Here is a 22,700-nt window from a genome sequence, read left to right on the forward strand (position 1 = left end):
ATGGCGGATAAGGAAGGTTTCTTAAAATACAAACGACAGCTACAAAGCTCACGGTCGCCTGAAAATAGGAAAAACGATTACAAAGAAATATACAAACCCTTGGACCCCAAGGTATTGAATCAGCAGGCAGCCCGATGCATGGATTGCGGCATCCCCTTTTGCCACAACGGCTGCCCCCTGGGCAATGTCATTCCGGATTTTAACGATGCGGTTTACCACAAGGAATGGGAATTGGCCTACAACATCCTTCGCGGCACCAACAACTTCCCGGAGTTTACCGGTAGGATATGCCCTGCGCCCTGTGAGGCCAGTTGTGTACTGGGCATCAACAAAGACCCGGTGGCGATCGAGTTGATAGAAAAGAGCATTGCAGAAAAAGCTTACGAACTTGATTTGGTCAAGCCAAAAATCCCAGCCCATCGGACTGGTAAAAAGGTAGCAGTCATTGGTTCCGGGCCTGCGGGTCTTGCCGCGGCAGACCAGTTAAATCAGGCGGGGCATGAAGTCACCGTATTTGAAAAAGACAAGGAAGTAGGTGGCCTGCTTCGGTATGGCATCCCTGACTTCAAATTGGAGAAATGGGTGATTGAGCGCAGGGTAAATGTGATGAACGAAGAGGGTGTCATATTCAGCAAGGACACCGAGGTTGGGTTCAATATCAAAGCCGAAAACATACTTCAAAATTACGATGCCGTTGTTTTGTCCACTGGAGCACAGCACCCCCGGGATTTGAAAATCAACAACCGGGATGCCCAGGGCGTACACTTCGCGATGGATTTTCTGGGACGGCAAAATCAGGTAATCGCCGGAGAGTTGGATGAAAATCCGATCCATGCAAAAGGCAAGCACGTGATTGTAATTGGTGGCGGCGATACGGGGAGTGACTGCATCGGTACGTCTAACCGCCACGGAGCAGCTTCCGTAACGCAACTGGAACTGCTTCCCAAGCCTCCACAGGGCAGGACCACCCTCAATCCATGGCCAGAATGGCCCATGACGCTGAGAACCTCCAGTTCCCACGAAGAAGGAGCGGAACGCGTATGGTCGGTACTTACCAAAGAGTTTACCAAAGATGCCGATGGAAATGTTACAGGTCTTACAGTAGTGGAAATCGAGTGGAAGGAAGAAAACGGAAGAATGCAGTTTTACGAAATCGAAGGTACTGAAAAGACGCTTCCTTGCGACCTGGCATTGCTAGCGATCGGCTACCTAGGGCCCAAATCTGGGCTTCTGGAAGCTTTTGACGTGGAATTGATGGAAAACGGGCTGCCCAAATCCCAAAATTACCAAAGTTCTGTCCCTAAGGTTTTTCTTGCCGGGGACATGCGTCGGGGTCAATCCCTGGTGGTATGGGCCATTGCCGAGGGTAGGGAATGTGCCGTAGAGGTGGATAAATTCCTAAGCGGTGGAAAATCTTCCCTGGCCCGAAGGGATCAGTCCTTCTACTCCTACGAGCAAAGCGAGGCGGAGGCCTAAACTTGAGGAGTTGATTGAATAAAATACAATAAAAGGCAGTTTTTTGAAACTGCCTTTTTTTTTAAAAACACCCAAAAATGGAAGAATTTGGTCCAGGTGAACACCGGAGCCAGGCTTGTTTTGTTGGGAGGCGACGCACAATTCTACCATTTTTTTGGCCACTAATCGCACGTACCCCTCGACCGCATTCGCTAAGGGAGTATCGGGGACGCTTGGCGTGGTGGTGACCAGTACCAAAGATGGAAGAATCATACATCCCTTTATCCCAAACGAAGGGGACAAAGACCTGGATGAGGAGGCACTAGGAGTGACTCGCTTACACCCAGACGAATGGGTTCCACTAGAACTAATCGCGTAGCCATGGATAGTTTGGTCCTTCTATTCCTCAATTTTCGACGGGGCTAAAGCGCCCTCCACTACCCGAAAAAAGCAGTGCTACCCGGAGATAAAAAATTTCAGGCTTTATTAGATTAAATCTAAATAATAATTGTATATATTTGGTCGGAAAGGCGCCGTCCTTTGTCGGAGGTTTGCACTGCGCTTTCGCAGGGCTGGTTTGTTGCTTGGCTGACAGACACTGCTGCGGGATGCTCCGCTAGTAGCATTACCCCAAACGAAGGCAGTGAGAATAAATACCCATTTGATCCGGTTTCAAACAAGGCGGGGACATCCGTACTGACTTGATTCCGCTAAAAATACTAGCAAATGTTTTTCCCATGAATACACCTGGCACCAACCTGTCCTGGATTACAATCCGAAAATTTGTTAACGACATTCATCTCTGGGCTGGACTGATTAGCGGCATTGTGTTGCTGATCGTATGTCTAACCGGAACCTTGTATGTCTACAATACCGAAATTAGGGAGTGGGCTGCCTCCCATCTTTACCGGGTAGAGGTGCCTCCCGGGCAAACCAGGTTAGCGGTGGAAACCATTCTTGAGAATGGACAGAAATATATCGAAGGAGATATTACCGGACTAAAAATTCCCTACGAGGCCAACCGCAGCTTGCAGGTGACCGCCAGGGCCGAGGGGGACCTTAGCCGTTTTGGGACGACCTATTTTTTCAATCCGTATACCGCTGCCTACCTGGGCAATAGCAAAGAACCCAACCCTGCAGCGGAGGTAATGGGGAAGCTCTTTAGCCTGCATCGCTGGCTGCTCCTGGACAAAATAGAAGAGCCATTGATCGGTGGGTTGGAAAACCGCAAGCTGGGAAGTTACATCACGGGAAGTGCCACTATTTTGTTTACCATAGGAGTCCTGACCGGTCTGATCATCTGGGTGCCCAGAAAAGCCCGCTATTGGCGGAAAGGGTTGAAAATCAAATTCGACAGCAATTGGAAACGGATCAACCACGACTTACACAATACCCTGGCTTTTTATTCCGCACTCGTTCTTTTCCTCATGGGGGTCACCGGGCCTTTCTGGTCCTTCCCCTGGTACCGGGAAGGCTTGCAAAAAACCCTCGGCACCTATCAGGAGCGCAGGGAAGCCAAACCGGAAAAAAGTGCTGCAACGACCAATGCCGCACCGAAAGAAAGTGGAGCAATGGCCTTGTTTCCTATGGAAGAATACGTGGAAGTGGCCGACCTGGCGTTGGGCTACAAAGGAAGCTACAGCATTGATCTGCCTCAGAAAGGGGCAACAGACGTACGCATTAGCAAAAAGAGGGCAGGCTTTTTTGCGCCCGCCGCTTCGGACCAGGTGGTAGTGGATGCCGGCACAAAAGCAGTAAAGCAAGTGGCGTTGTTTCGCGATCAACCCTTCAACCAACGTATTTCCCGGTCCATCAAAGCCCTGCATGTGGGGGACGTGTACGGGTCCTTTAGCAAGTTGCTGTATTTTATTTCCTGCCTGATAGCAACCAGCCTGCCTGTCACCGGCACCCTTATCTGGATCAATAAGATGAAAAAGAAAAAACAGACAAGGAAACCAGCAAAAGGCCGGGAAACCGTCACTTCCTACTAATGGATCTGTACGAGGAAAAAGCAATCCGGCGGTAGATATCTCGTAGGGAATCAATCCGGAAAAAGGCTCGCATCCATGTTGGGGATAATCCGCAAGGCATTTTTATAGTAAACTTTTTTCAATACTTCGTCCGGCAAGTCCAGGCCGTACATGCGCCAGAAGGCATGGTATTTCTTGTAGTAGGGGAAATACTCATCGGCTGTTTCCAACACCCGGAAATAGGTGTAAAATTCTTCTTTGTTGTAGGCATCCTTTCCAAAAAGAATCCGGTCCTGGTACTGGATAAAAAATTCCCGTGCCATGCGGGGCTGCCTACCGAATTCGGCTATAACTGCTCCAATACCAAAGTTTACATTGGGATATTCCTCCAGGTGACGTCCGGCTTTTGCCAGATCGTTAGCCATCCAGCCCATATGGGCATTGATAAAGGTGGTCTTGGGGTGCTTGCGAAACACATGGTGTTGCTCGGCAATGATTTGCTCGAAAGGCGCCGGGTTGTCCGGGCCTCGTTTTCGGTTGGGGTTAATTTTTAACTCCAGCCAGCGCTCGTTGCGGGCATCCATGGGCTGCCAAAAGGGGGCCGGGTCTGCCGCATGGATAAGCACCGGAATGCCCAGTTCGCCGCACTTGGCCCATACCGGGTCCAGGTCAGGATGGTCAATCGGTACCCGGTTGCCTTGGATATCATTGATAGAAAGTCCGAGGCTTTTGTAAATCTTCAAGCCATTGGCACCATTTCTTACGTCCGTTTCCAGCTCCTCTACTGCATTTTTCACCCAATCTTCGCCTCCAAAACCCTCGAACCCCAAATTGGTAAAGACAATAAAACGACCCGGAGCGACGCCGTTAAACCGGCGGATCATCGAATTCAAGTAGGCCTGGGCATCGATTTCACTCCGGCTCCTGGCAAATCCCTTACCGCTAAGATTCACCATGGTGGCCATATTCAGTTCATCCATTTCGGATACCAGGCGATGGATCAGTTCCTGTGTCACGTTCCATTGATGGCTGTGAATGTCGACAAAGGGGAATTTTGCCGATTTTACCGGGTTTTCGGGAACTACCAGCGTGGATACAGGCTCGTATTCCTCGAAACCCATTTCCTGGGCATTTGCGGTAGGCGGACAGAAAACAACGAGCGAGAGCAGGCCAGCTAACAGCGTTTTGAGAAGAGAGGAAGCACGTTCGGACATGGCAATTGGTTTTGAATCAGCGTTGAATTTACAACAGAAATGTCAATCTTCCAGCACATCGCCCCAGCTTCTTACAAATGCCTTCCACCGGGATACCCCATTCCAGGTAGCAGTCGATTTATCACAGGAAGGGTGGCGAGATTTTAGCACTATCAGAATTTAATGTACTTTTGATCGTTGATATGACGAACAGTTATGATAAAAATCTATACGGACGGCTCCTCCCGAGGCAATCCGGGCCCCGGGGGATACGGCGTGGTGTTGCTATACAAAGACCTGCGAAAGGAGCTCGCTGAGGGCTTTCGCCTGACTACCAACAACCGCATGGAGCTGCTAGCGGTTATCCGGGGCTTGGAGGCGCTTAAGGTAGCGGGCCTCCCCATTACCATCTATTCCGATAGCAAATACGTGGTAGACGCCATCCAAAAAGGTTGGATCTGGGGCTGGCAAAAAAAGGGCTTTAAGGATAAAAAAAATCCCGACCTTTGGAAAAAATACATTCCGCTTCATCTTCAGTATAAACCTCGGTTTCATTGGGTAAAGGGCCACGATGGCAACATAGAAAACGAACGCTGCGACCAATTGGCAGTCGCTGCTGCCTCGGGTCCTGGTCTGAAAATCGACGCAGGTTACGAAGCCGCGCAGGAGAACGGCCTGTTATAGGGATGGCGAATAGTTATTTTCAATTCAAACAATTTTTGATTCGTCAGGACCGCTGTGCGATGAAATTGAGCACCGATGCGATCTTGCTAGGAGCCTTGGCTCAACACCCGGGCCCAAAACAAATCTTGGACATCGGAGCGGGAACGGGTGTTATTGGACTTATGCTTGCCCAACGATTTCCAGACGCAGAAGTGCATGGGGTGGAAATTGAGCAAGCAGCTTTTACCCAGGCTTCCGAAAACATTCAGCAGAGTCCATGGAAAGAAAGAATGAAACTATTTCATCTTCCCTTTCAAGCGTATGCGAAAAACTCCAACCAAAAATACGACTTGATCGCAAGCAATCCCCCCTATTTTGCGAATCACCTCAAGTCGAAAGACCCCGGAAGAAATTGGGCCCTTCACGATGATCAATTGTCGTTGACAGATTTGGTGAAAGGCGTCAATCGAGTCTTAGGTAAGGAAGGCTCCTTTTGGCTGATTTTGCCTGGCACGGAAATGAAACGTTTTGCCGAGTTAGCGCTCCATTCCGACCTCCACCGGAGTGTCCGGTATCAGATTTACGATCGACCGGAACGCCCACCCCACCGGGAAATCTGTTGCTTTAGAAAGTCTGTACAACCCAACAGCCATTCGCTCGGAATCTGCTTAAAAGATGCAGCCGGACAATACAGTCAGGCTTACCGTAAACTGTTACACGATTTTTTGCTCGATCGCTAGTACCCCGGATTCCTAGTCCTTTACCAACGTTACAAAAATCCCGATTTGGCAAACTGACACCATTGCGGGCACTACGTTTCAGCGGTATATTCCAGATAGCCTGCAAAAGGGGTGCGCTTAGCAGAAATACCGGACTGCCACAACTACTTCTTTATTGCCGCGAGAGAGCCGTCCGGTATTTTGTGCGTATTCCCCGATTCCGATTTATATGTTACCAAATCCCATCGAGGCCTAATTATTGCTGTGGTGAAACCATGAAACTTGTATACATCGGCACCTATCCCCCTCGCGAATGCGGCATTGGTATTTTCACCCAAGACCTTTACCAGGCCATGGTCGCCGATCCGGACAAGGAAAAAGCTGATACCCTCCCGGCAGAAAATCCGGTGGAAGGCTTCGTGGTAGCCATGAATGATCATGACCTGGAATATGCCTATCCAGAGGAAGTGAAAGTAGTCATTCGCCAGGAACAGCAACGCGACTACCTGAAAGCCGTGAAATACATCAATTTAAGCGGGGCAGAGCTGTGCATTTTGGAGCACGAGTTCGGTATTTTTGGTGGGCAGAATGGCATGTATATTTTGCCGCTGCTGCATCGGTTGGAAATTCCACTTATCGTTACACTTCACACGATTCTGGAAAAACCCTCCTACAACGAAAAGGCAGTATTGGAGCAAATCTGCAAAATGGCGTACAAAATTGTTGTAATGAGTCACAAGGCCATTGAATTTCTCCATTCCATCTACGATGTAGATCCAGGTAAAATCGAATTGATTGAACACGGTGTTCCCGATATTCAGTACGATCAGGAACAGTCGAAAAAGGCCTTCAAACTCGAAAAAAAGAAATTTTTACTCACGTTTGGCATCATCAGCAGGAACAAAGGGATCGAAACCGTCATCAAGGCCTTGCCAAAGGTGATTGAAAAACACCCCGATGTGGTTTATATGGTTTTGGGAAAAACCCATCCGAACGTGTTGCACCACTCGGGCGAAGAATACCGCAATTTCCTACACCTGCTCGTAAAAACCCTACACCTGCAAGAACATGTAATCTTCTTAAATGAGTTTATCGATCAAAACGAACTATTTAGATACCTGGCTGCTTCCGATATTTACATCACGCCCTACCTAAACGAGGCGCAGATTACCAGTGGTACCCTTTCCTATGCAGTTGGCGTCGGGTCTGCCGTTATTTCCACCCCTTACTGGCACGCAACTGAGCTTCTGGCCGAGGGACGGGGCCGATTGTTTGGTTTTAATGACTCTGTGGCTCTTTCCACCATCCTGCTGGAACTATTGGATGACCCGGAAGCGCTGAAAAAGATCCGCAAAAAAGCACGCGACTACGGAAAAACCATCACCTGGTCCAAATCCGGCGACAAGTATGTAGCGCTTGCAAGGGCTGTCTGCCGGGATAAACCGGAGGTTGTGTCCCGGCCGGAGACCCTGATTGACCCCCTGATGCTTCCGCCTTTTTCCTTGGACCATATCCGACGCCTGACCGACGATACGGGCATTATTCAGCACGCAAAATTTGGCATTCCCAATCTCAAAGAAGGCTATTGCCTGGATGACAATGCCCGTGCGCTACTAATGGTATTGATGGACTATCGGCAGACAAAAAATAAAATAGCCCTAAGCCTCGCCCCCATCTACCTGAGCTACATCCATTTTATGCAGAATGAAGACGGCACCTTCCGTAATTTTCTTAGTTTCAGCAGGCAATTTTTGGACGAGGTGGGATCCGAGGATTCCTTTGGGCGCACCATCTGGGCACTGGGATACCTCCTGGGCAACGCCCCCAATGATGCGTACTACCAGACTGGAAAGCTCGTGTTTTTCGACGCTTTGCCAAACTTCGAAAAAATTCAGTCCATCCGGGGCATCGCCAATACCATGTTGGGAATTAGTTACTACCTTACATCCAACCCTTCCGACGAGTCCATGGTAGAAACCCTAAGAAACCTGGCACACAAACTGGTCAATCACTACGGGGCAAACAGAACGGAAGATTGGAAATGGTTTGAGCCATTGCTGGCCTATGACAATGGAATTTTACCCCTTGCGCTACTGCATGCAGCCGAAATACTTCCGGAGGAACGAATCCGGGAAGTGGCCCTGGAAAGCATGGATTTTCTAACAAAAACAACCCTCCATGACGGTTACCTATCCATTATCGGTAACGAAAATTGGTATCAAAAAGAGGGCGAGCGGTCTCAGTTTGCCCAACAACCCATCGATGCACTGGCCATGATTCTGATGTATCAGCAGGCCTTTCACCTTACCAAAGACAAGGAATACCTATCAAAGCTCTTTTCCTGTTTTATGTGGTTTCTCGGCGAGAACGATTTACGAATGAGTCTATTCGACTTCGAAACCAAAGGTTGTTGCGATGGCTTCGAAAGCAATGGAATCAACCGAAACCAGGGGGCCGAAAGCTCCCTGGCATACCTGATTTCCTATTTGATCGTGTTGCAGGCCTTTGAAGAATTTGAAGAAAAGCAATTGGTAAAAACCACCGGGCAGGGTCGATAGGCAGAAAAATCCCGCCAGCTACCGCGTATTCTGCCTAATTCATCTTTTGCGTTAATTCCTATGAAAATCGCCGTTCTTTCACCCATTGCCTGGAGAACCCCACCGCTGACCTATGGTCCCTGGGAACAGGTGGCTTCCAACCTAACCGAAGGACTGCTTGAAAAAAACATCGACGTCACGCTATTCGCCACCGGAAATTCCATTACGCAGGGAAAATTGGCCTATGTCAGCCAAACCGGCTACGCCGAAAACCCCGATAGTGACCCGAAAGTCTGGGAATGCCTCCATATCAGCCATTTAATGGAACAAGCAGATGATTTTGACCTGATTCATAACCATTTCGATTTCCTTCCACTGAGCTATTCCCGCTTGATCAGGCCACCCATGCTGACCACGATTCACGGCTTTTCCTCCCAGCGGATCATACCTGTCTATAAAAAATACAACGCCTCCACGTATTACGTGTCAATAAGCAACTCCGACCGCCATCCGGACCTGGACTACCTGCAGACCGTGTATAACGGAATCAATGCCAGTGAATTCACCTTTCAACCCGAGCCAGAAGATTACCTGTTGTTTTTTGGAAGAATACACCCCGATAAGGGCACCTACGAGGCCATAAAAATTGCAAAAAAATCCGGGAAAAAATTAATCATTTCCGGCCTAATCCAGGACCAGGCCTATTTCGACGAACGGGTACTTCCGTTCCTCAATGACGAAGATATCGTTTTTGTTGGCAATTCGGGACCGGTGGATAGGGATCGCTTGATGGGGGATGCCTGTGCACTGTTACATCCGATCTCCTTTCGAGAACCCTTTGGCTTGAGTGTGGCAGAAGCCATGTTTTGCGGTACTCCCGTCATTGCGTTTAACCTGGGTTCCATGCCGGAACTTATCCTGGACGGAAAAACAGGATTTCTGGTCGATACGATCGAAGAAGCCGTGGCCGCTGTCAACGCCCTTCCCTCCATCGAAAGAAAGAATTGCCGGGATTGGGCAAACGCTTCATTCAGCAAGGAAAAAATGACGGATCAGTACCTTCAAGTGTACGAACAGCTAGTAACCACCTAGCCGCAGAAACCACCTATTCAGGCAAAATTGCCTACAAAACGAGAAAAACCCGGACATGTACGACCGCTCTTTTAATAAACCAATGGTAAAACGCACACGAATCAAAATCGTCAGAAATACCTCCCGGGTGATTACCCGGGCACACATTCCGGAGATCCACCGAATACCCAAAATAATCGACCGCGTACAAAAGATGACCGAAGCGAAAGCCGAGGAACTTCTTTTTCACATCAATCAGCATTTTATCGGTCGGCATAAAAACATCGAAGCGATTTATACCCGAAATTTCGGTAAGGTAGCCCACTACCTGGATGAAGACTTCAGCCTAAGCCATACACGGCAATTACTGATTGGTGCTTTTTTTACCATGGAATATTCCATTGAGTCCGCCGCCCTTTTCAATCCATCCATCGTGCCACATCCGAATCAGGAGGGGTTACCGGAAGGAAGTATTCGGTTTATTATGAGTTTGAGAGCCACCGGAGAGGGCCACATCTCCTCCATCGTCTTTCGCAGCGGTACCATTAAAGCCGACTGCACCTTCTTGATTAACCCGGTAAGCGAATTTGTGGATACGCCCCGAATCAGGCACGATCAGTCGTATGACCGTCATTTATTTCAACTTAAGCTTGAAAACATGCATGCCTGGAACGAAACCAGCGTCCGAATTTTCGAAGGGTTGGACAATTTATTTAGCTTTAATGAACTAAAAAACAGGATTAACGCGGTACAACTAAATACCGAACGCGCTTTCGATACCGAAGCCGTGAAAAATATCGCCTGGCTGGCCGATTCAAACTACTTCATCAAATTTGAGGAGAAACACGACATATCCGAGCACGTCATTTTTCCCTTGTCTGCAAACGAAAGCCGCGGAATCGAAGACGCCCGGTTTGTAAAATTTTATACGGATACTGATTCCTTTACCTATTACGCTACCTATACCGCTTACAACGGTGTATGCATTTTGCCCCAATTACTGGAAACGAAGGATTTTATCAATTTTGACATCATTACGCTGAACGGCAAAGCCGTCCAAAACAAAGGCATGGCGTTGTTTCCTCGGAAAATACACGGGAAATACGCCATGTTGTCCCGTGTGGACGGAGAAAATAATTACATCATGTTTTCGGATCACTTGCATTTTTGGGATGAGGCCATCCTTCTTCAAGAGCCCGAATTGCCTTGGGAGTTTTTTCAGATTGGAAACTGTGGCTCCCCGATCGAGATTAACGAAGGCTGGCTGGTACTTACCCACGGGGTCGGCGCCATGCGGCAATACTTCATCGGGGCCATGTTGCTTGACCTGAACGATCCGACGAAAATAATCGCCCGCCTGGAAGAACCCCTGCTTACACCCAACGAAGAAGAGCGGGAAGGCTACGTACCCAACGTGGTGTATTCCTGCGGAGCCTTGATCCACAACAACGTACTGGTGATACCCTATGCCATGTCCGATATCACATCCGGAATTGCTACCGTGCCCGTACCCGAGCTGCTGGCCTGCATGACGCCATGCGGTGAGGACGGAAAACCAACCCAGATGTAAAAAAAAGGAAAAATTCCGCAAGAGTCCCGTGTGGTGGAGCGAATAAGTCCAGTTGCTAAACGATTCTTCACTGCGTTGTCCCTCATTCATTTTATACGAATTGCGTATGTTGATACCCATGATGCCTGTCCTTACCACCGCACCAACAGGCTGCGCCTTGCTCCTGAGATCGTTTACTTCCCGGGCGGGAATACAGAAGAAAGTGCGTTTGAGGAAGACTGGTAACTCAGGCCTCAACCTACGGTAGACTACATCTTTGTCAACGATAAATTTATCGTGAATTCCTACGAGATTAGCCATCGTATCCGGGAAGGAGTCTTTATCGCCGATCATTGGCCACTTATTGCAAAAATAGCGCTTGCCAATTGACAGCTACCGATGTGTTTTGAACGGATTCGAAGGCAAAAAGCAATCCGATCGAACCAGAATACTTGTCTGGAAAACCCGTAAACCCTTTCAGTGACTGGTTTTGGTAATCCTTCACAAAAAGATTACATTCAGGAATGAACGAAATAAAACCACCGCTGGCCCAGATTGAACTCGTGGTGGGAGACATCACGCAACAAGCCGATGCTGACATCATCGTCAACGCCGCCAACGCTCAATTGGAATCAGGGGGAGGTGTGGCCGGTGCCATCCATCGAGCTGCCGGACCCGACCTGGCTGAAGCCTGTCGCCCCCTGGCACCCATCCGTCCGGGAAAAGCCGTCATTTCGCCTGCTTTTCGACTTCCCAATTCTTATGTGATCCACTGTCTGGGACCGGTTTATGGGCGGGATGAGCCTTCCGATACCTTGCTCGCAAACTGCTACCGCAATGCCCTGTTACTGGCAGATAAACAACAGGTAAAGTCAATCGCCTTCCCGGCCATCTCCACCGGCATCTTCGGATTCCCGAAAGAAAAAGCAGCCGAAATAGCGTTGCGTACCATCAAATCCAGCATTCCTTCCTTACAAACCATCCGAACAATACGAATGGTGCTCTTTGATCAGGCGGACCTCACGATTTTTGAGGGAAAGCTTGCGCAAATAATTGAGTAGCCACAGAAACCAGTACACACCCAACCCAATGAAGATATCCCCGATAAAAAATGTTGTCTTTTTGACGCTTTTCCTACTGCTGTTTCCCTTTGCCGTTATTTCTCAAACCATCGGCGAGCGTGCGTTTGTCAAAGGGATTTATGGCAATCCGGAAAGAATGCTTACCGCCGGCTATCAACTGGACGAACTGGGGGTCAATGCCGTTTTCGTCAGAAGAGCCTCCCTGAATCCAGAATTCCATGCTACAGCCAAGGCTCAAGGCTGCAAGGTGTTCGTAGAGTTCCCCACCCTGAATGGCAAAGGCTACATCGAAACCCATCCGGAGGCCTGGCCTATCAATGCAGCGGGTGAACGGGCAGCTCCGGCAGATTGGTTTATGGGGATATGCCCGACCGATCCCGATTTCAAATCCTTCCGCGTCGAACAACTCAAAGAGACGCTACGTGACTATTCGGTTGATGGTGTGTTCTTAGACTACCTACATTGGCATGCTCAATTTGAAACGGACCGACCGATACTTCCGGAAACCTGCTTTTGCGATCGGTGTACCGGCCTCTTTGAAGCAGCAAAAGCGCTACACATTCCATCCGAAGGCACCGCAGGCAGGGCACAATGGGTCCTCGAAAACCAGGAGGATGTCTGGAGGGAATGGAGAAATGAGGTATTGAATCAATGGGTAGACGATTTAGGGAAAATCCTACGAGAGGAGCAGCACAAGGCACTTTTAGGGGCCTTTTATTGCGCCTGGTTCCCGGAAGACCACGGCGGGGCCTTGTACAAAACCCTGGGCATACACGTACCGGCGTTGGCCGATCGGGTGGATGTACTCGCCCCCATGCTTTTCCACCGGATGCTGGCCCGACCCGTAAGCTGGTCGGGAGACTACCTAAAATGGCTGGGGCAGACCATCACCTCCGCCGGCCCGCTGGTCTGGCCCATTGTGCAAGCACACGACAAACCTGGCGAGGTAAGCCCAGAGGAGTTTGGAAAAGCCCTGCAACAAGGGTCCAGCGCCCCCGCATCCGGCATCATGCTATTTTCCGAACAGTCCCTCCTGGAAAATCCGGAAAAGATACAGGTGATGCGGGATTTTTACCGGGGAATGCGACCGTAATAGGGTTTTCGTGATGTCCCGAATACCTCCGGAAAAAGCGCTGGACCTGCCAATAGCTGCCATGAAATAGATGGTCAAGATAGGCTTGAGGACAAAACCCCGATTTAAAAAAAGGGAGCGGTTATCCCCCTTTTTGTACGTAAGTTTGTCAGTACCTGGGACGAAATTCCATGTAAAACGCATATTTTTTAAACGATTTTTTTAAACTTGGAAAAAATCGGTTAGCTAGTTGGGTGAATAGGACATTCTCTCCACCCCATAGTCCGTTTTTTCTGACCAATCGCGCATGGAAACCATCACTTTTATAGATGCCGAGATCGACCCTGTGAGCCATACCATTTTTGACATGGCCGCAGTTTCTGACAAAGGAACGTTCTACCGGGACCGCTCGATTAGCGGCTTTTTGTACTTTATCGAAAATTCACGGTTTATCTGTGGCCACAATATTTTTAACCACGACATCGCCTTTTTCAAAAAAGCGGGACACCTCTCCTGGCTAAGCGACGATCGGGTGATCGATACCCTCTATTTTTCTCCGCTGCTATTTCCATCCCGGCCCTACCATGCCTTGCTCAAAGACGATAAACTGCAGACAGATGAGCTGAACAACCCCTTAAACGATGCCCGCAAGGCGAAGGATCTTTTTTTCGACGAAGTGGCCGCCTTCCAGAAACTAGATCCCGAAATGCAGGCGCTTTATTTTTTACTGTTGGGAAAGCAACGCTATTTTTCGGCCTTTTTTCGGTATATCTCGTACGAAAGCAAACCAAACAGCACCGAAAATTTAATTCGGCAGGTATACGCTTCCAAAATCTGTGAAAACAGTCAGCTATCGCAGCTCATCTCCGAGCAGCCAGTCGAACTGGCCTATTGCCTGGCTTTGATCGGTGCTGCGGACAAATTCTCCATTACACCTCCCTGGGTGAACAAAAATTATCCAGAGGTTCAACGGCTACTTTTTTTGCTCAGAGGCAAGCCATGCTTGGAGGGCTGTTCGTATTGCGAGCAGTCGCTGGATAGTCATCGGGCACTCAAGCACTATTTTGGCTACGATTCCTACCGGACCTTTGGTGGGGAAGCTTTGCAGGAAAAAGCCGTTCAGGCGGCTATCGACAACAAGTCGATTTTAGCGGTTTTTCCTACCGGAGGCGGAAAATCCATTACCTTTCAGGTACCTGCACTCATGTCGGGAGAAAGCACCAAAGGACTTACGGTGGTGATTTCTCCCCTGCAATCGCTGATGAAAGATCAGGTGGATAATCTGGAGAAATCCGGCATAACAGAAGTCGCCACCATCAACGGCTTGTTGGACCCAATCGAACGGGCCAATTCCTTTGAGCGGGTGGAGGATGGTTCCGTATCACTACTCTACATTTCGCCCGAATCCTTGCGCTCCAAAAGCATTGAACGCCTCCTACTGGGACGAACCATCGCCCGGTTTGTTATTGACGAAGCCCATTGCTTTTCTTCCTGGGGCCAGGATTTTCGGGTCGACTATTTGTACATCGGCGATTTCATCAATAACCTTCAAAATAAAAAACAACTGGAAGACGCCATTCCGGTTTCGTGTTTCACCGCCACGGCCAGGCAACAGGTGATTCGGGACATTCGCGCCTATTTTCGGGAAAAGTTATCCCTGGAGCTAATTTTGTTCCAATCCCTTTCCTCGCGCACCAACCTGCATTACAAGGTCTATCCCAAGCGCAGCGAAGAGGAAAAATACCAAACGCTACGGGACCTCCTCGAAGAAAAACAGTGTCCTACGATCGTCTATGTATCCCGGACACGCAAAGCCAATTTACTGGCCGATAGGCTCGATCGGGACGGCTTTCCTGCCCGCCCGTACCACGGTAAGATGCCCAAAAACGAAAAAACGGAAAACCAGGATGCCTTTATCCGGGGTGATGTCTCCATCATGGTGGCGACCTCCGCCTTTGGAATGGGCGTCGATAAAAAGGATGTTGGAATGGTCGTTCATTTTGACATATCCGATTCCCTGGAAAACTATGTTCAGGAAGCGGGGCGAGCGGGCAGAGACGAACAAATCACGGCGGATTGCTACGTGCTGTTTGATGAAGACGACTTGAGCAAGCATTTTATCCTACTGAATCAAACAAAACTCAGCATCAAAGAAATACAGCAGATTTGGAAAGCAATCAAAGACATCACCCGATTTCGATCCGTCGCCTCCCAATCGGCGCTGGAAATCGCGCGAAAAGCGGGCTGGGATGACAACATCATCGAATTGGAAACCCGGGTCACCACGGCCATCGCAGCATTGGAAGAAGCCGGTTACCTCAAACGAGGGCAGAACATGCCCCGGATTTTTGCAAACAGTATCCTTTCCAAAAATGCTAACGAGGCCATCGAAAAAATCCATGCCTCCAACAAATTTCTCGAAAAGGAAAAAGAGGGCGGTGTGCGCATCATAAAAAAGCTATTTTCCAGCAAAACCAGAAGCGAGGCATCGGATGAAGTCGGCGAATCCAGAATCGACTACATCTCCGACCACCTGGGCATGGTTCGGGAGGAAGTCATCAACATCATCAACTTATTACGGGAGGAAAACATTCTGGCCGATGCCAAAGACCTCAAAGCCTATCTCAGAAAAGGAGCAAACAAAACCCGGTCGCTCGAAATCCTGGAATCCTACGGGAAACTGGAAAATTTCCTACTGACAGCAATCGGGGAAACCGAACGAACCGTTCACCTCAAAGCATTGAATGAAGAAGCCGAAAACTCGGGCTGTACCGATGCCTCTCCGCAAAAGATCAAAACCATCTTTAATTTCTGGGCAATCAAAAATTGGATCAAGAAAAAGCAACACTATACCTCAAAAAATCACCTGGCGGTGGTTTGTATGCTGCACAGGGAGGCGTTGAAAAGCAAATTGGAACTGCGGCATGAATTAAGCAGGTTTGTCATCGGCTACCTGTTTGACAAAACCAGCCAGGTCAGGGATACCGCGTCAATTCAGGCACAGGAAATCCTCGTGGATTTTTCTGTGCAAGAGTTAAAAACGCAATTCGAAACAGCCCCCGGCCTATTCCGTCGGGAAGCGAGCAGTCAGGAAGTGGAGGATGCCCTCTTTTTTTTGTCGCGTATCGAAGCCATAAAGATCGAAGGTGGTTTTTTGGTGGTGTATAACCGTCTCAACATCGAGCGGCTGGAGCAGGACAATAAACGGCGATACAAAGTGGAAGATTACCAGAAACTTCAACACTTCTACGAAAACAAAGTCCAGCAAATCCACATTGTCGGCGAGTATGCCAATCGGATGATCAGCGATTACAAAGATGCGCTACAGTTTGTGGAAGATTATTTTCACCTAAATTATGCCGCCTTCCTGCAAAAATATTTCAAAGGAAGCCGGCAAAATGAAATCAAACGAAACATCACCCCGGCAAAATTCAGGCAGCTTTTTGGCGAACTTTCCCCAACCCAATTGCGCATCATCAACGATCATAAAAACCAGTACCTGGCAGTTACGGCCGGACCTGGAAGCGGAAAAACGCGAGTTCTGGTGCACAAATTAGCCTCCCTGGTACTGATGGAGGACATTAAGTACGAGCAGCTACTGATGTTGACATTCTCCAGAGCGGCCGCCACCGAGTTCAAAAAACGCCTCTTTGGCCTGCTGGGCAATGCTGCCGGTTACATCGCCATCAAAACCTTTCATTCGTATTGCTTCGACCTGCTGGGAAAAGTGGGCAACCTGGAAAAATCCGAGCAGATACTTCCCATGACCGTCCAAAAAATCAGAAACGGAGAGGTGGAGCCAAGCTGGATTAGCAAAGCCGTATTGGTAATCGACGAGGCACAGGATATGGACGGGGATGAATTTGCGTTGATTCAGGCCCTTATGGAAGAAAACGAGGAAATGCGCGTAATAGCCGTGGGAGACGATGACCAGAACATCTTCGAATTCAGAGGCGCAAGTGGAAAATACCTGGAGCAATTTATCAGCGATAAAAAGGCAGTTCAATACGAACTGGTCGAAAACTACCGAAGCAGACCCAACCTGGTCGCATTTGCGAACGGATTCGCAGGTACTATTAAAACCCGTCTTAAACAAACCCCCATCCTCGCCACGCAGACCGAGGCTGGAAAAATCGAGCTGGTTCGGTACCACAGCGACCAACTGGTGATACCACTGGTGCAACGCATCATACAGGCTGGACTATCGGGCAGTACCTGTGTGTTGACCCGGACCAATGAAGAATCCCTTCAGGTCGCCGGCTTACTCACCAAAAACGGGTTCCCCTGCCGGCTGATCCAAAGCAACGAGGGATTCAACCTGCTCCAATTGTACGAGATCCGGTCTTTTTTGAGCCTGCTGTATGGAGGTGAAGCCGTCGTTCTAATCGATGACCAAACTTGGGCCGAGGCCCGACGGAAATGGGAGGTAAAATTCCGATCAAGTTCCAAGTTTATTCCTATCAGCCAATTGTTGACAGATTTTGAACGAAGTCACCCTGTAAAAAAATACCTGTCGGACCTATTGGTCTTTGTCCGGGAATCCAAGTTGGAAGACTTTTATGCGGATTACGGCGATACGGTGCTGGTTTCCACCATTCACAAAGCGAAGGGAAAGGAATTTGACAATGTGTATGTCCTGCTGCCCAATTTTACGCCCAAAACGGACCCCGAGAAGCGGCTGCTATACGTAGCGCTGACACGTGCCAAAAATTTCCTCAGCATTCACCTCAACCGGCCATTTTTGGACACCATTGCCGCGGAAGGCGTGGAACGAAAAACAGACCACCGGGTCTACACAGCTCCCACAGAGTTGGCCATGCAATTGTCCTTCAAAGACGTTTGGTTGGACTTTTTTATGCGCCGACAAGGCTTGCTGGAAAACCTACAAAGCGGTGCCTCACTCAAGGTGGATGGGCAGCGTTGTGTGACAGAAGATGGAAAAACCGTGCTGACCTTTTCGAAACAGTTTCTCAAACAATTGGAGCACCTGGCAAAGAAAGGATACCAACTGAAAGCCGCAAGGGTCAACCATCAGGTTTACTGGCAAAAGGAAGGCATGAAAGACGAGACGCTGATTATTTTACCCGAGCTGCGCTTTGAGTTACTGCCCACGGCATAAAACATTAACCGACGGTTCAGGCAGTACTTTCGTTTACAACGCTGGAATGCCGGAAAGAATTCGTACATTAAGGAAAAACGGGCGCAGGCAGGGGATCCGAAAAGCCATCCAGACGGTACTTGGGACCGAGCGGTGCAGGTACAATCGGAACTTCAAAAAATGCCCTGGTTTGGCTCCCAAAAACCAATTAATACCACCACATTGAAAATACTACTTACAGGAGCGACCGGATACATTGCCCAGCGCTTATTGCCAGTACTTTTACAGGAAGGACACCAGGTAATCTGTTGTGTCCGGGACAAAAACCGCTTCAATAGCCACCGTTTTGCTCCGGAAAACCTTCGTGTAATTGAAGTCGATTTTCTGGATACAAACAGCCTGCAAAATATCCCTGAAGATATTAACCTGGCCTACTACCTCATTCACTCCATGTCTACCCAAAGTGGGAAATTTGAAGAAATGGAGGCTACCTGCGCCAACAATTTCCGGGACCGCCTGGAAAAGACCGGGGCCAGGCAGGTTATCTACCTGAGCGGTATTGTCAACGATGCGGAATTGTCCAAACACCTCTCCTCTCGTAAGAACGTCGAACACATCTTATCCAACGCTCGCTTTGCCCTAACTACCCTCAAAGCAGGGATCATTGTCGGCTCCGGCAGCGCCTCCTTCGAAATCATCCGCGACCTGGTAGAAAAACTACCGGTCATGATTGCTCCACAATGGCTAAAAACCAAGTGTCAGCCGATAGCCATCCGAAACGTGATCGAATTTCTAAATGGGGTCATCTTGAAAGAAGAAACCTATAACCAAAGTTTCGATATTGGCGGACCGGACATTCTCAATTACAAGGAAATGCTGCAGCGTTTTGCAAAAATCAGAGGGTTGACCCGAAGGATTGGGATCGTGCCGGTCATGACACCAAAAATCTCCTCCTATTGGCTGTATTTTGTCACCTCCACCTCCTACGCCCTGGCCCAGAACCTGGTCAACAGCATGAAAATTGAGGTGATTTGTTCACCGAATAACCTGGCGTCCACACTGGGTATTACCCCTATCGGCTACGAGGATGCCATACGAATGGCATTCGATAAGATCGAACAAAACCAGGTCTTGTCAAGCTGGAAGGATGCGCAGACCAGTGACCTGCTCCAAAAAGGGCTCACCCAATACATGGAAGTACCGGTAAACGGCTGCTTTGTGGAAGTACGTAGGCAAGAAATAAGCCACCCGGAAGCGGTACTACAGGCCGTCTGGAAAATTGGTGGAAAAACCGGCTGGTATTACGGCAACTGGCTTTGGGAAATGCGGGGCTTTTTGGATCAGTTGGTAGGCGGTGTCGGCATGCGCCGCGGAAGAAAAAGTGAGACGGAAATTTCCGCAGGCGAGACCCTGGATTTCTGGCGGGTGCTCATTGCCGACAAGGAGGAAAAGCGGCTCCTGCTGTACGCAGAAATGAAATTACCCGGAGAGGCCTGGCTGGAATTCAAGATTGAAGACAAGGTGTTGATTCAAACAGCAACCTTTCGACCCTTGGGCTTGTTGGGCAGGCTGTATTGGTATTCCGTGCTACCTTTTCATGGATTTATCTTTGGAGGGATGATTAAAAATATAGCCGCTATTGAGTAACTTATCCAGTGAATCTAAACCGATGAAAAGACCGTGCTGCTGACCGACGCTTAAAATAACATAGGTCTGAAACACGCAAGCGGCCATGCGTACGAGAAAAGACCCGGGTACTCGTACCAGAAACCGAGTAAATTCGAAGGATCTAAAAAAGAAACTGGAAGCGGATGAGGAGGTTTGGGTCCTGATGATTCAGCAAAGCCCTTCGGTTCGAACTGCGGCAAGGAAGGTATACAAGCAAGTGATAGCGGATGAGCGACCGGTCCCTTACTTTGTCAACCATTCCGGTACGGAGAATTTTCTATCCGTTCACAAAAGTGTTTTAGAAAAGCTAGTCAAAATAAATTGATCGCGATGCATGTAAGCCTATTGTGTGGTACTCTTGGGAGGAATTTGCTTTTAATGGCCCTGTTCGGATGGGCTTTTGGCTGCCAATCCGAATACCAGGAAGATGGCGCAGCTTATTCCGCAGCGGTAGGTCCCTACAAAGGAAAGCCCACCATCTTCCTGAACGGAACGCCGGTAGCGCCGGTTCAATACGGATTAACCGATGTCCCTGGCGGCCGCTGGTCCTGGGAGGAAATCCCCCAGCACAATATCCGGCAATTTTGTGAGCAGGGCATACGGCTGTACCAACTGGATTTGTTTTTGGAGCAGTTCTGGCAAGCGGACGGAAGCCTGGATCTCTCCCTGGCCAAAAAACAGGTAGACGGTGTCCTGGAAGTTTGCCCCGATGCCGGGGTGGTTTTTCGATTCCACCTCAATGCTCCAAAGTGGTGGATGGAGCGACATCCGGAAGAGATGACCCGATACGATGGTGTGGAACCCATGCCGGATGAACAACTAGGCTTTAGCCGGATTTTGGAAGCAGATGCCCGAATTCCCATGCGGGCCAGTTTTGCATCCAAGCGCTGGCAATCCGAGGCCAGGGAAAAATTGGCTGCCTTTTGCCAATCCTTTTCAAAAACTCCACAGGGAGATCGACTCATCGGGATGCACCTGGCAAACGGAGTCTATGGAGAGTGGCATCAATGGGGCTTCATGCGCAACGAAGCGGATTTTTGTTCTGCCATGGAAGCCCATTTCCGCGAATGGCTACAACAGAAATACGGTAGTCAGACCGCGCTGCAGCGGGCATGGGCTGACAGTACCGCTTCTTTTGCTAGCGCAAGTATACCCGATACCGAGGAACGCAGTCATACATCTGCCGGTATCTTTCGTGATCCGCAGGCCGAAAGAAATGTAATCGATTATTACAGCTGCCAGCACGAACTGGTAGCGGATTTGATCATCGATTTTTGTTCAACCGTCAAGGAAAACTGGCCCCGGCCCATCCTCACCGGAGCCTTTTACGGATACTATTTTTCCGTGTTTGGTCGGGAGGCGGCGGGAGGACACCTGGCACTTCAGAAAGTCCTGGCCTCGGATCAGATCGACTACCTGAGTGGACCCCAATCCTACTATCCGGATAGTGGCTACCAGCCCGGGGAGCCCTACCGGTCCAGAACGCTCAACCATTCTCTCCTACTGAATGGAAAACTATGGCTGGACGAATACGATCAACAACCCAGAAGGGTCTGGCCCTATCAGGGATTGACCGAAAACCGGGAAGCCTACGAACAAGCCCTGACGGCCAATGTATCCATGATTCGCCGCAACGTGTTGTACCCATTGCTGAAGGGACAGGGCCTGTGGTTCTACGATTTTGGCCCGGCCAGTATGCACCTCCACCCAAACAACCAGCGAAACGACCAGGCGGGTACCAACGGTTACTGGGATCATCCGCGGTACATGGAGACCATTGGTGCCTTAAAGGCCATTGCCGACACCCTGCTCCACCAGGAATACGAGTCCGGGGCAGAGGTACTTGCCGTGTTCGACACGGAAAGTATCAAATACACGAGAAGCACCCGGCAGCAACCCTGCCCCATTACCCCCCAATTGATCAATTACAGCAGCCTTGCCTTGTTTTATTCGGGAGCCCTTTTTGATGCCATACACCTTGCGGATTTGGAGAAAGCAGACTTATCCTCTTATAAAGCAGTGGTTTTCTTCAACACGTTTGTAATGGACGCAGGTAGCAGAGCACTGATAAAAAATAAAGTAGCGGCTGAAGGTCGGCATCTGGTTTGGATGTACGCCCCGGGATACCTGGACGGAAAAGGCCACCAATCCCGGTTTGTTTCGGAATTGACTGGAATCAACCTAAAGACAACCCACTACGATGAAGCCCTGAAAATTATTTTTGGAGATACCTGGACAACCCTGGACCCGATGGAGGCTACGGCAGCCTATGATCCCGTCTTTTACCCGGAGGATCCCGAGATGACTCAACTGGGTACCTATCAGGGCCTGAATTTGCCTGCAATTGGCATGAAAGAACAGGCAACGCATACTGCCTGGTACAGCGGGGTCCCCATTGTGAACGCGGAAGTGTTTCGCCAAATCTGGGAAAAAGCAGGGGTAAGCATCTATACAGACAACGGAGATATCGCGTATGGAAACCGCGACTGGATCATGATTCATAGCAAAACTGCCGGTACCAAAGTGCTACCGGGTGGGAAGGAGATTGAAACGAAAAGCACTCCTTCGACCCTCTTGCTGGACCGTCAATCAAACCAACTCCTATTGGAATAGTCCATTTTAG

The 22,700-nt window shown here is 49.3% G+C and carries 15 protein-coding genes; 14 read left to right on the forward strand and 1 reads right to left on the reverse strand.

Annotated elements, in window-relative coordinates; translation table 11 throughout:
• The 3 genes from BMW71_RS05420 to BMW71_RS05430 all read left to right on the forward strand — a co-directional run bounded on the left by BMW71_RS05420 (position 1) and on the right by BMW71_RS05430 (position 3,446).
• On the forward strand, positions 1-1,476 hold the full coding sequence (locus tag BMW71_RS05420; protein WP_092170629.1) for a glutamate synthase subunit beta: 1,476 nt from the start codon (positions 1-3) through the stop codon (positions 1,474-1,476).
• Between the two features lie 154 nt (positions 1,477-1,630).
• The gene (locus BMW71_RS05425; RefSeq protein WP_092170631.1) at positions 1,631-1,834 is read left to right on the forward strand and encodes an energy transducer TonB; all 204 of its coding nucleotides are present in this window, start codon (positions 1,631-1,633) and stop codon (positions 1,832-1,834) included.
• Between the two features lie 358 nt (positions 1,835-2,192).
• On the forward strand, positions 2,193-3,446 hold the full coding sequence (locus BMW71_RS05430; protein ID WP_092170634.1) for a PepSY-associated TM helix domain-containing protein: 1,254 nt from the start codon (positions 2,193-2,195) through the stop codon (positions 3,444-3,446).
• A gap of 50 nt (positions 3,447-3,496) precedes the next feature.
• Here the strand turns inward: BMW71_RS05430 and BMW71_RS05435 are convergent, their stop codons facing one another.
• Positions 3,497-4,546 carry an amidohydrolase family protein gene (locus tag BMW71_RS05435; protein WP_244891130.1) on the reverse strand — a complete coding sequence of 350 codons (1,050 nt, stop codon included), beginning with the start codon at positions 4,544-4,546 and terminating at the stop codon, positions 3,497-3,499.
• Positions 4,547-4,834: 288 nt separating this feature from the next.
• Here BMW71_RS05435 and rnhA point away from each other — a divergent pair, with 288 nt between their 5' ends.
• The 11 genes from rnhA to BMW71_RS05490 all read left to right on the forward strand — a co-directional run bounded on the left by rnhA (position 4,835) and on the right by BMW71_RS05490 (position 22,690).
• The gene (rnhA, locus tag BMW71_RS05440; RefSeq protein WP_092170639.1) at positions 4,835-5,302 is read left to right on the forward strand and encodes a ribonuclease HI; all 468 of its coding nucleotides are present in this window, start codon (positions 4,835-4,837) and stop codon (positions 5,300-5,302) included.
• 2 nt (positions 5,303-5,304) lie between these two features.
• Entirely contained in the window at positions 5,305-6,021 is a 717-nt protein-coding gene (locus BMW71_RS05445; protein ID WP_092170642.1) for a tRNA1(Val) (adenine(37)-N6)-methyltransferase, read from the forward strand.
• A gap of 254 nt (positions 6,022-6,275) precedes the next feature.
• Positions 6,276-8,558: a glycosyltransferase family 4 protein gene (locus BMW71_RS05450; protein WP_092170645.1), complete on the forward strand. Its 2,283-nt coding sequence runs from the start codon at positions 6,276-6,278 to the stop codon at positions 8,556-8,558.
• Positions 8,559-8,618: 60 nt separating this feature from the next.
• On the forward strand, positions 8,619-9,629 hold the full coding sequence (locus tag BMW71_RS05455) for a glycosyltransferase family 4 protein (protein WP_092170647.1): 1,011 nt from the start codon (positions 8,619-8,621) through the stop codon (positions 9,627-9,629).
• An 82-nt stretch (positions 9,630-9,711) separates the two neighbouring features.
• Positions 9,712-11,178, forward strand: a complete 1,467-nt coding sequence (locus BMW71_RS05460; protein WP_218145559.1) for a glycoside hydrolase family 130 protein — start codon at positions 9,712-9,714, stop codon at positions 11,176-11,178.
• Positions 11,179-11,681: 503 nt separating this feature from the next.
• Positions 11,682-12,218 carry a macro domain-containing protein gene (locus BMW71_RS05465; RefSeq protein ID WP_092170653.1) on the forward strand — a complete coding sequence of 179 codons (537 nt, stop codon included), beginning with the start codon at positions 11,682-11,684 and terminating at the stop codon, positions 12,216-12,218.
• Positions 12,219-12,279: 61 nt separating this feature from the next.
• Positions 12,280-13,332, forward strand: coding sequence for a hypothetical protein (locus tag BMW71_RS05470; RefSeq protein WP_218145560.1), 1,053 nt, complete (start codon positions 12,280-12,282; stop codon positions 13,330-13,332).
• 286 nt (positions 13,333-13,618) lie between these two features.
• Positions 13,619-18,430, forward strand: a complete 4,812-nt coding sequence (locus BMW71_RS05475; RefSeq protein WP_092170659.1) for a RecQ family ATP-dependent DNA helicase — start codon at positions 13,619-13,621, stop codon at positions 18,428-18,430.
• A 201-nt stretch (positions 18,431-18,631) separates the two neighbouring features.
• Positions 18,632-20,056: an SDR family oxidoreductase gene (locus BMW71_RS05480; RefSeq protein WP_092170661.1), complete on the forward strand. Its 1,425-nt coding sequence runs from the start codon at positions 18,632-18,634 to the stop codon at positions 20,054-20,056.
• An 85-nt stretch (positions 20,057-20,141) separates the two neighbouring features.
• Positions 20,142-20,402: a hypothetical protein gene (locus BMW71_RS05485; RefSeq protein ID WP_092170664.1), complete on the forward strand. Its 261-nt coding sequence runs from the start codon at positions 20,142-20,144 to the stop codon at positions 20,400-20,402.
• Positions 20,403-20,407: 5 nt separating this feature from the next.
• The gene (locus BMW71_RS05490) at positions 20,408-22,690 is read left to right on the forward strand and encodes an alpha-amylase family protein (protein WP_143057560.1); all 2,283 of its coding nucleotides are present in this window, start codon (positions 20,408-20,410) and stop codon (positions 22,688-22,690) included.
• Positions 22,691-22,700 lie beyond the last annotated feature (10 nt).

It is taken from the genome of Cyclobacterium xiamenense (assembly GCF_900109255.1).
Classification (GTDB): Bacteria; Bacteroidota; Bacteroidia; order Cytophagales; family Cyclobacteriaceae; genus Cyclobacterium; species Cyclobacterium xiamenense.

What these genes read in the sequence shown, in the direction of transcription:
- BMW71_RS05485 (WP_092170664.1), top strand. Translation starts at nt 20,142, where the DNA reads ATGCGTACGAGAAAAGACCCGGGTACTCGTACCAGAAACCGAGTAAAT.
- BMW71_RS05445 (WP_092170642.1), top strand. Translation starts at nt 5,305, where the DNA reads ATGGCGAATAGTTATTTTCAATTCAAACAATTTTTGATTCGTCAGGAC.
- BMW71_RS05465 (WP_092170653.1), top strand. Translation starts at nt 11,682, where the DNA reads ATGAACGAAATAAAACCACCGCTGGCCCAGATTGAACTCGTGGTGGGA.
- rnhA (WP_092170639.1), top strand. Translation starts at nt 4,835, where the DNA reads ATGATAAAAATCTATACGGACGGCTCCTCCCGAGGCAATCCGGGCCCC.
- BMW71_RS05490 (WP_143057560.1), top strand. Translation starts at nt 20,408, where the DNA reads ATGCATGTAAGCCTATTGTGTGGTACTCTTGGGAGGAATTTGCTTTTA.
- BMW71_RS05420 (WP_092170629.1), top strand. Translation starts at nt 1, where the DNA reads ATGGCGGATAAGGAAGGTTTCTTAAAATACAAACGACAGCTACAAAGC.
- BMW71_RS05430 (WP_092170634.1), top strand. Translation starts at nt 2,193, where the DNA reads ATGAATACACCTGGCACCAACCTGTCCTGGATTACAATCCGAAAATTT.
- BMW71_RS05475 (WP_092170659.1), top strand. Translation starts at nt 13,619, where the DNA reads ATGGAAACCATCACTTTTATAGATGCCGAGATCGACCCTGTGAGCCAT.
- BMW71_RS05435 (WP_244891130.1), bottom strand. Translation starts at nt 4,546, where the DNA reads ATGGGTTTCGAGGAATACGAGCCTGTATCCACGCTGGTAGTTCCCGAA.
- BMW71_RS05460 (WP_218145559.1), top strand. Translation starts at nt 9,712, where the DNA reads ATGGTAAAACGCACACGAATCAAAATCGTCAGAAATACCTCCCGGGTG.
- BMW71_RS05450 (WP_092170645.1), top strand. Translation starts at nt 6,276, where the DNA reads ATGAAACTTGTATACATCGGCACCTATCCCCCTCGCGAATGCGGCATT.
- BMW71_RS05455 (WP_092170647.1), top strand. Translation starts at nt 8,619, where the DNA reads ATGAAAATCGCCGTTCTTTCACCCATTGCCTGGAGAACCCCACCGCTG.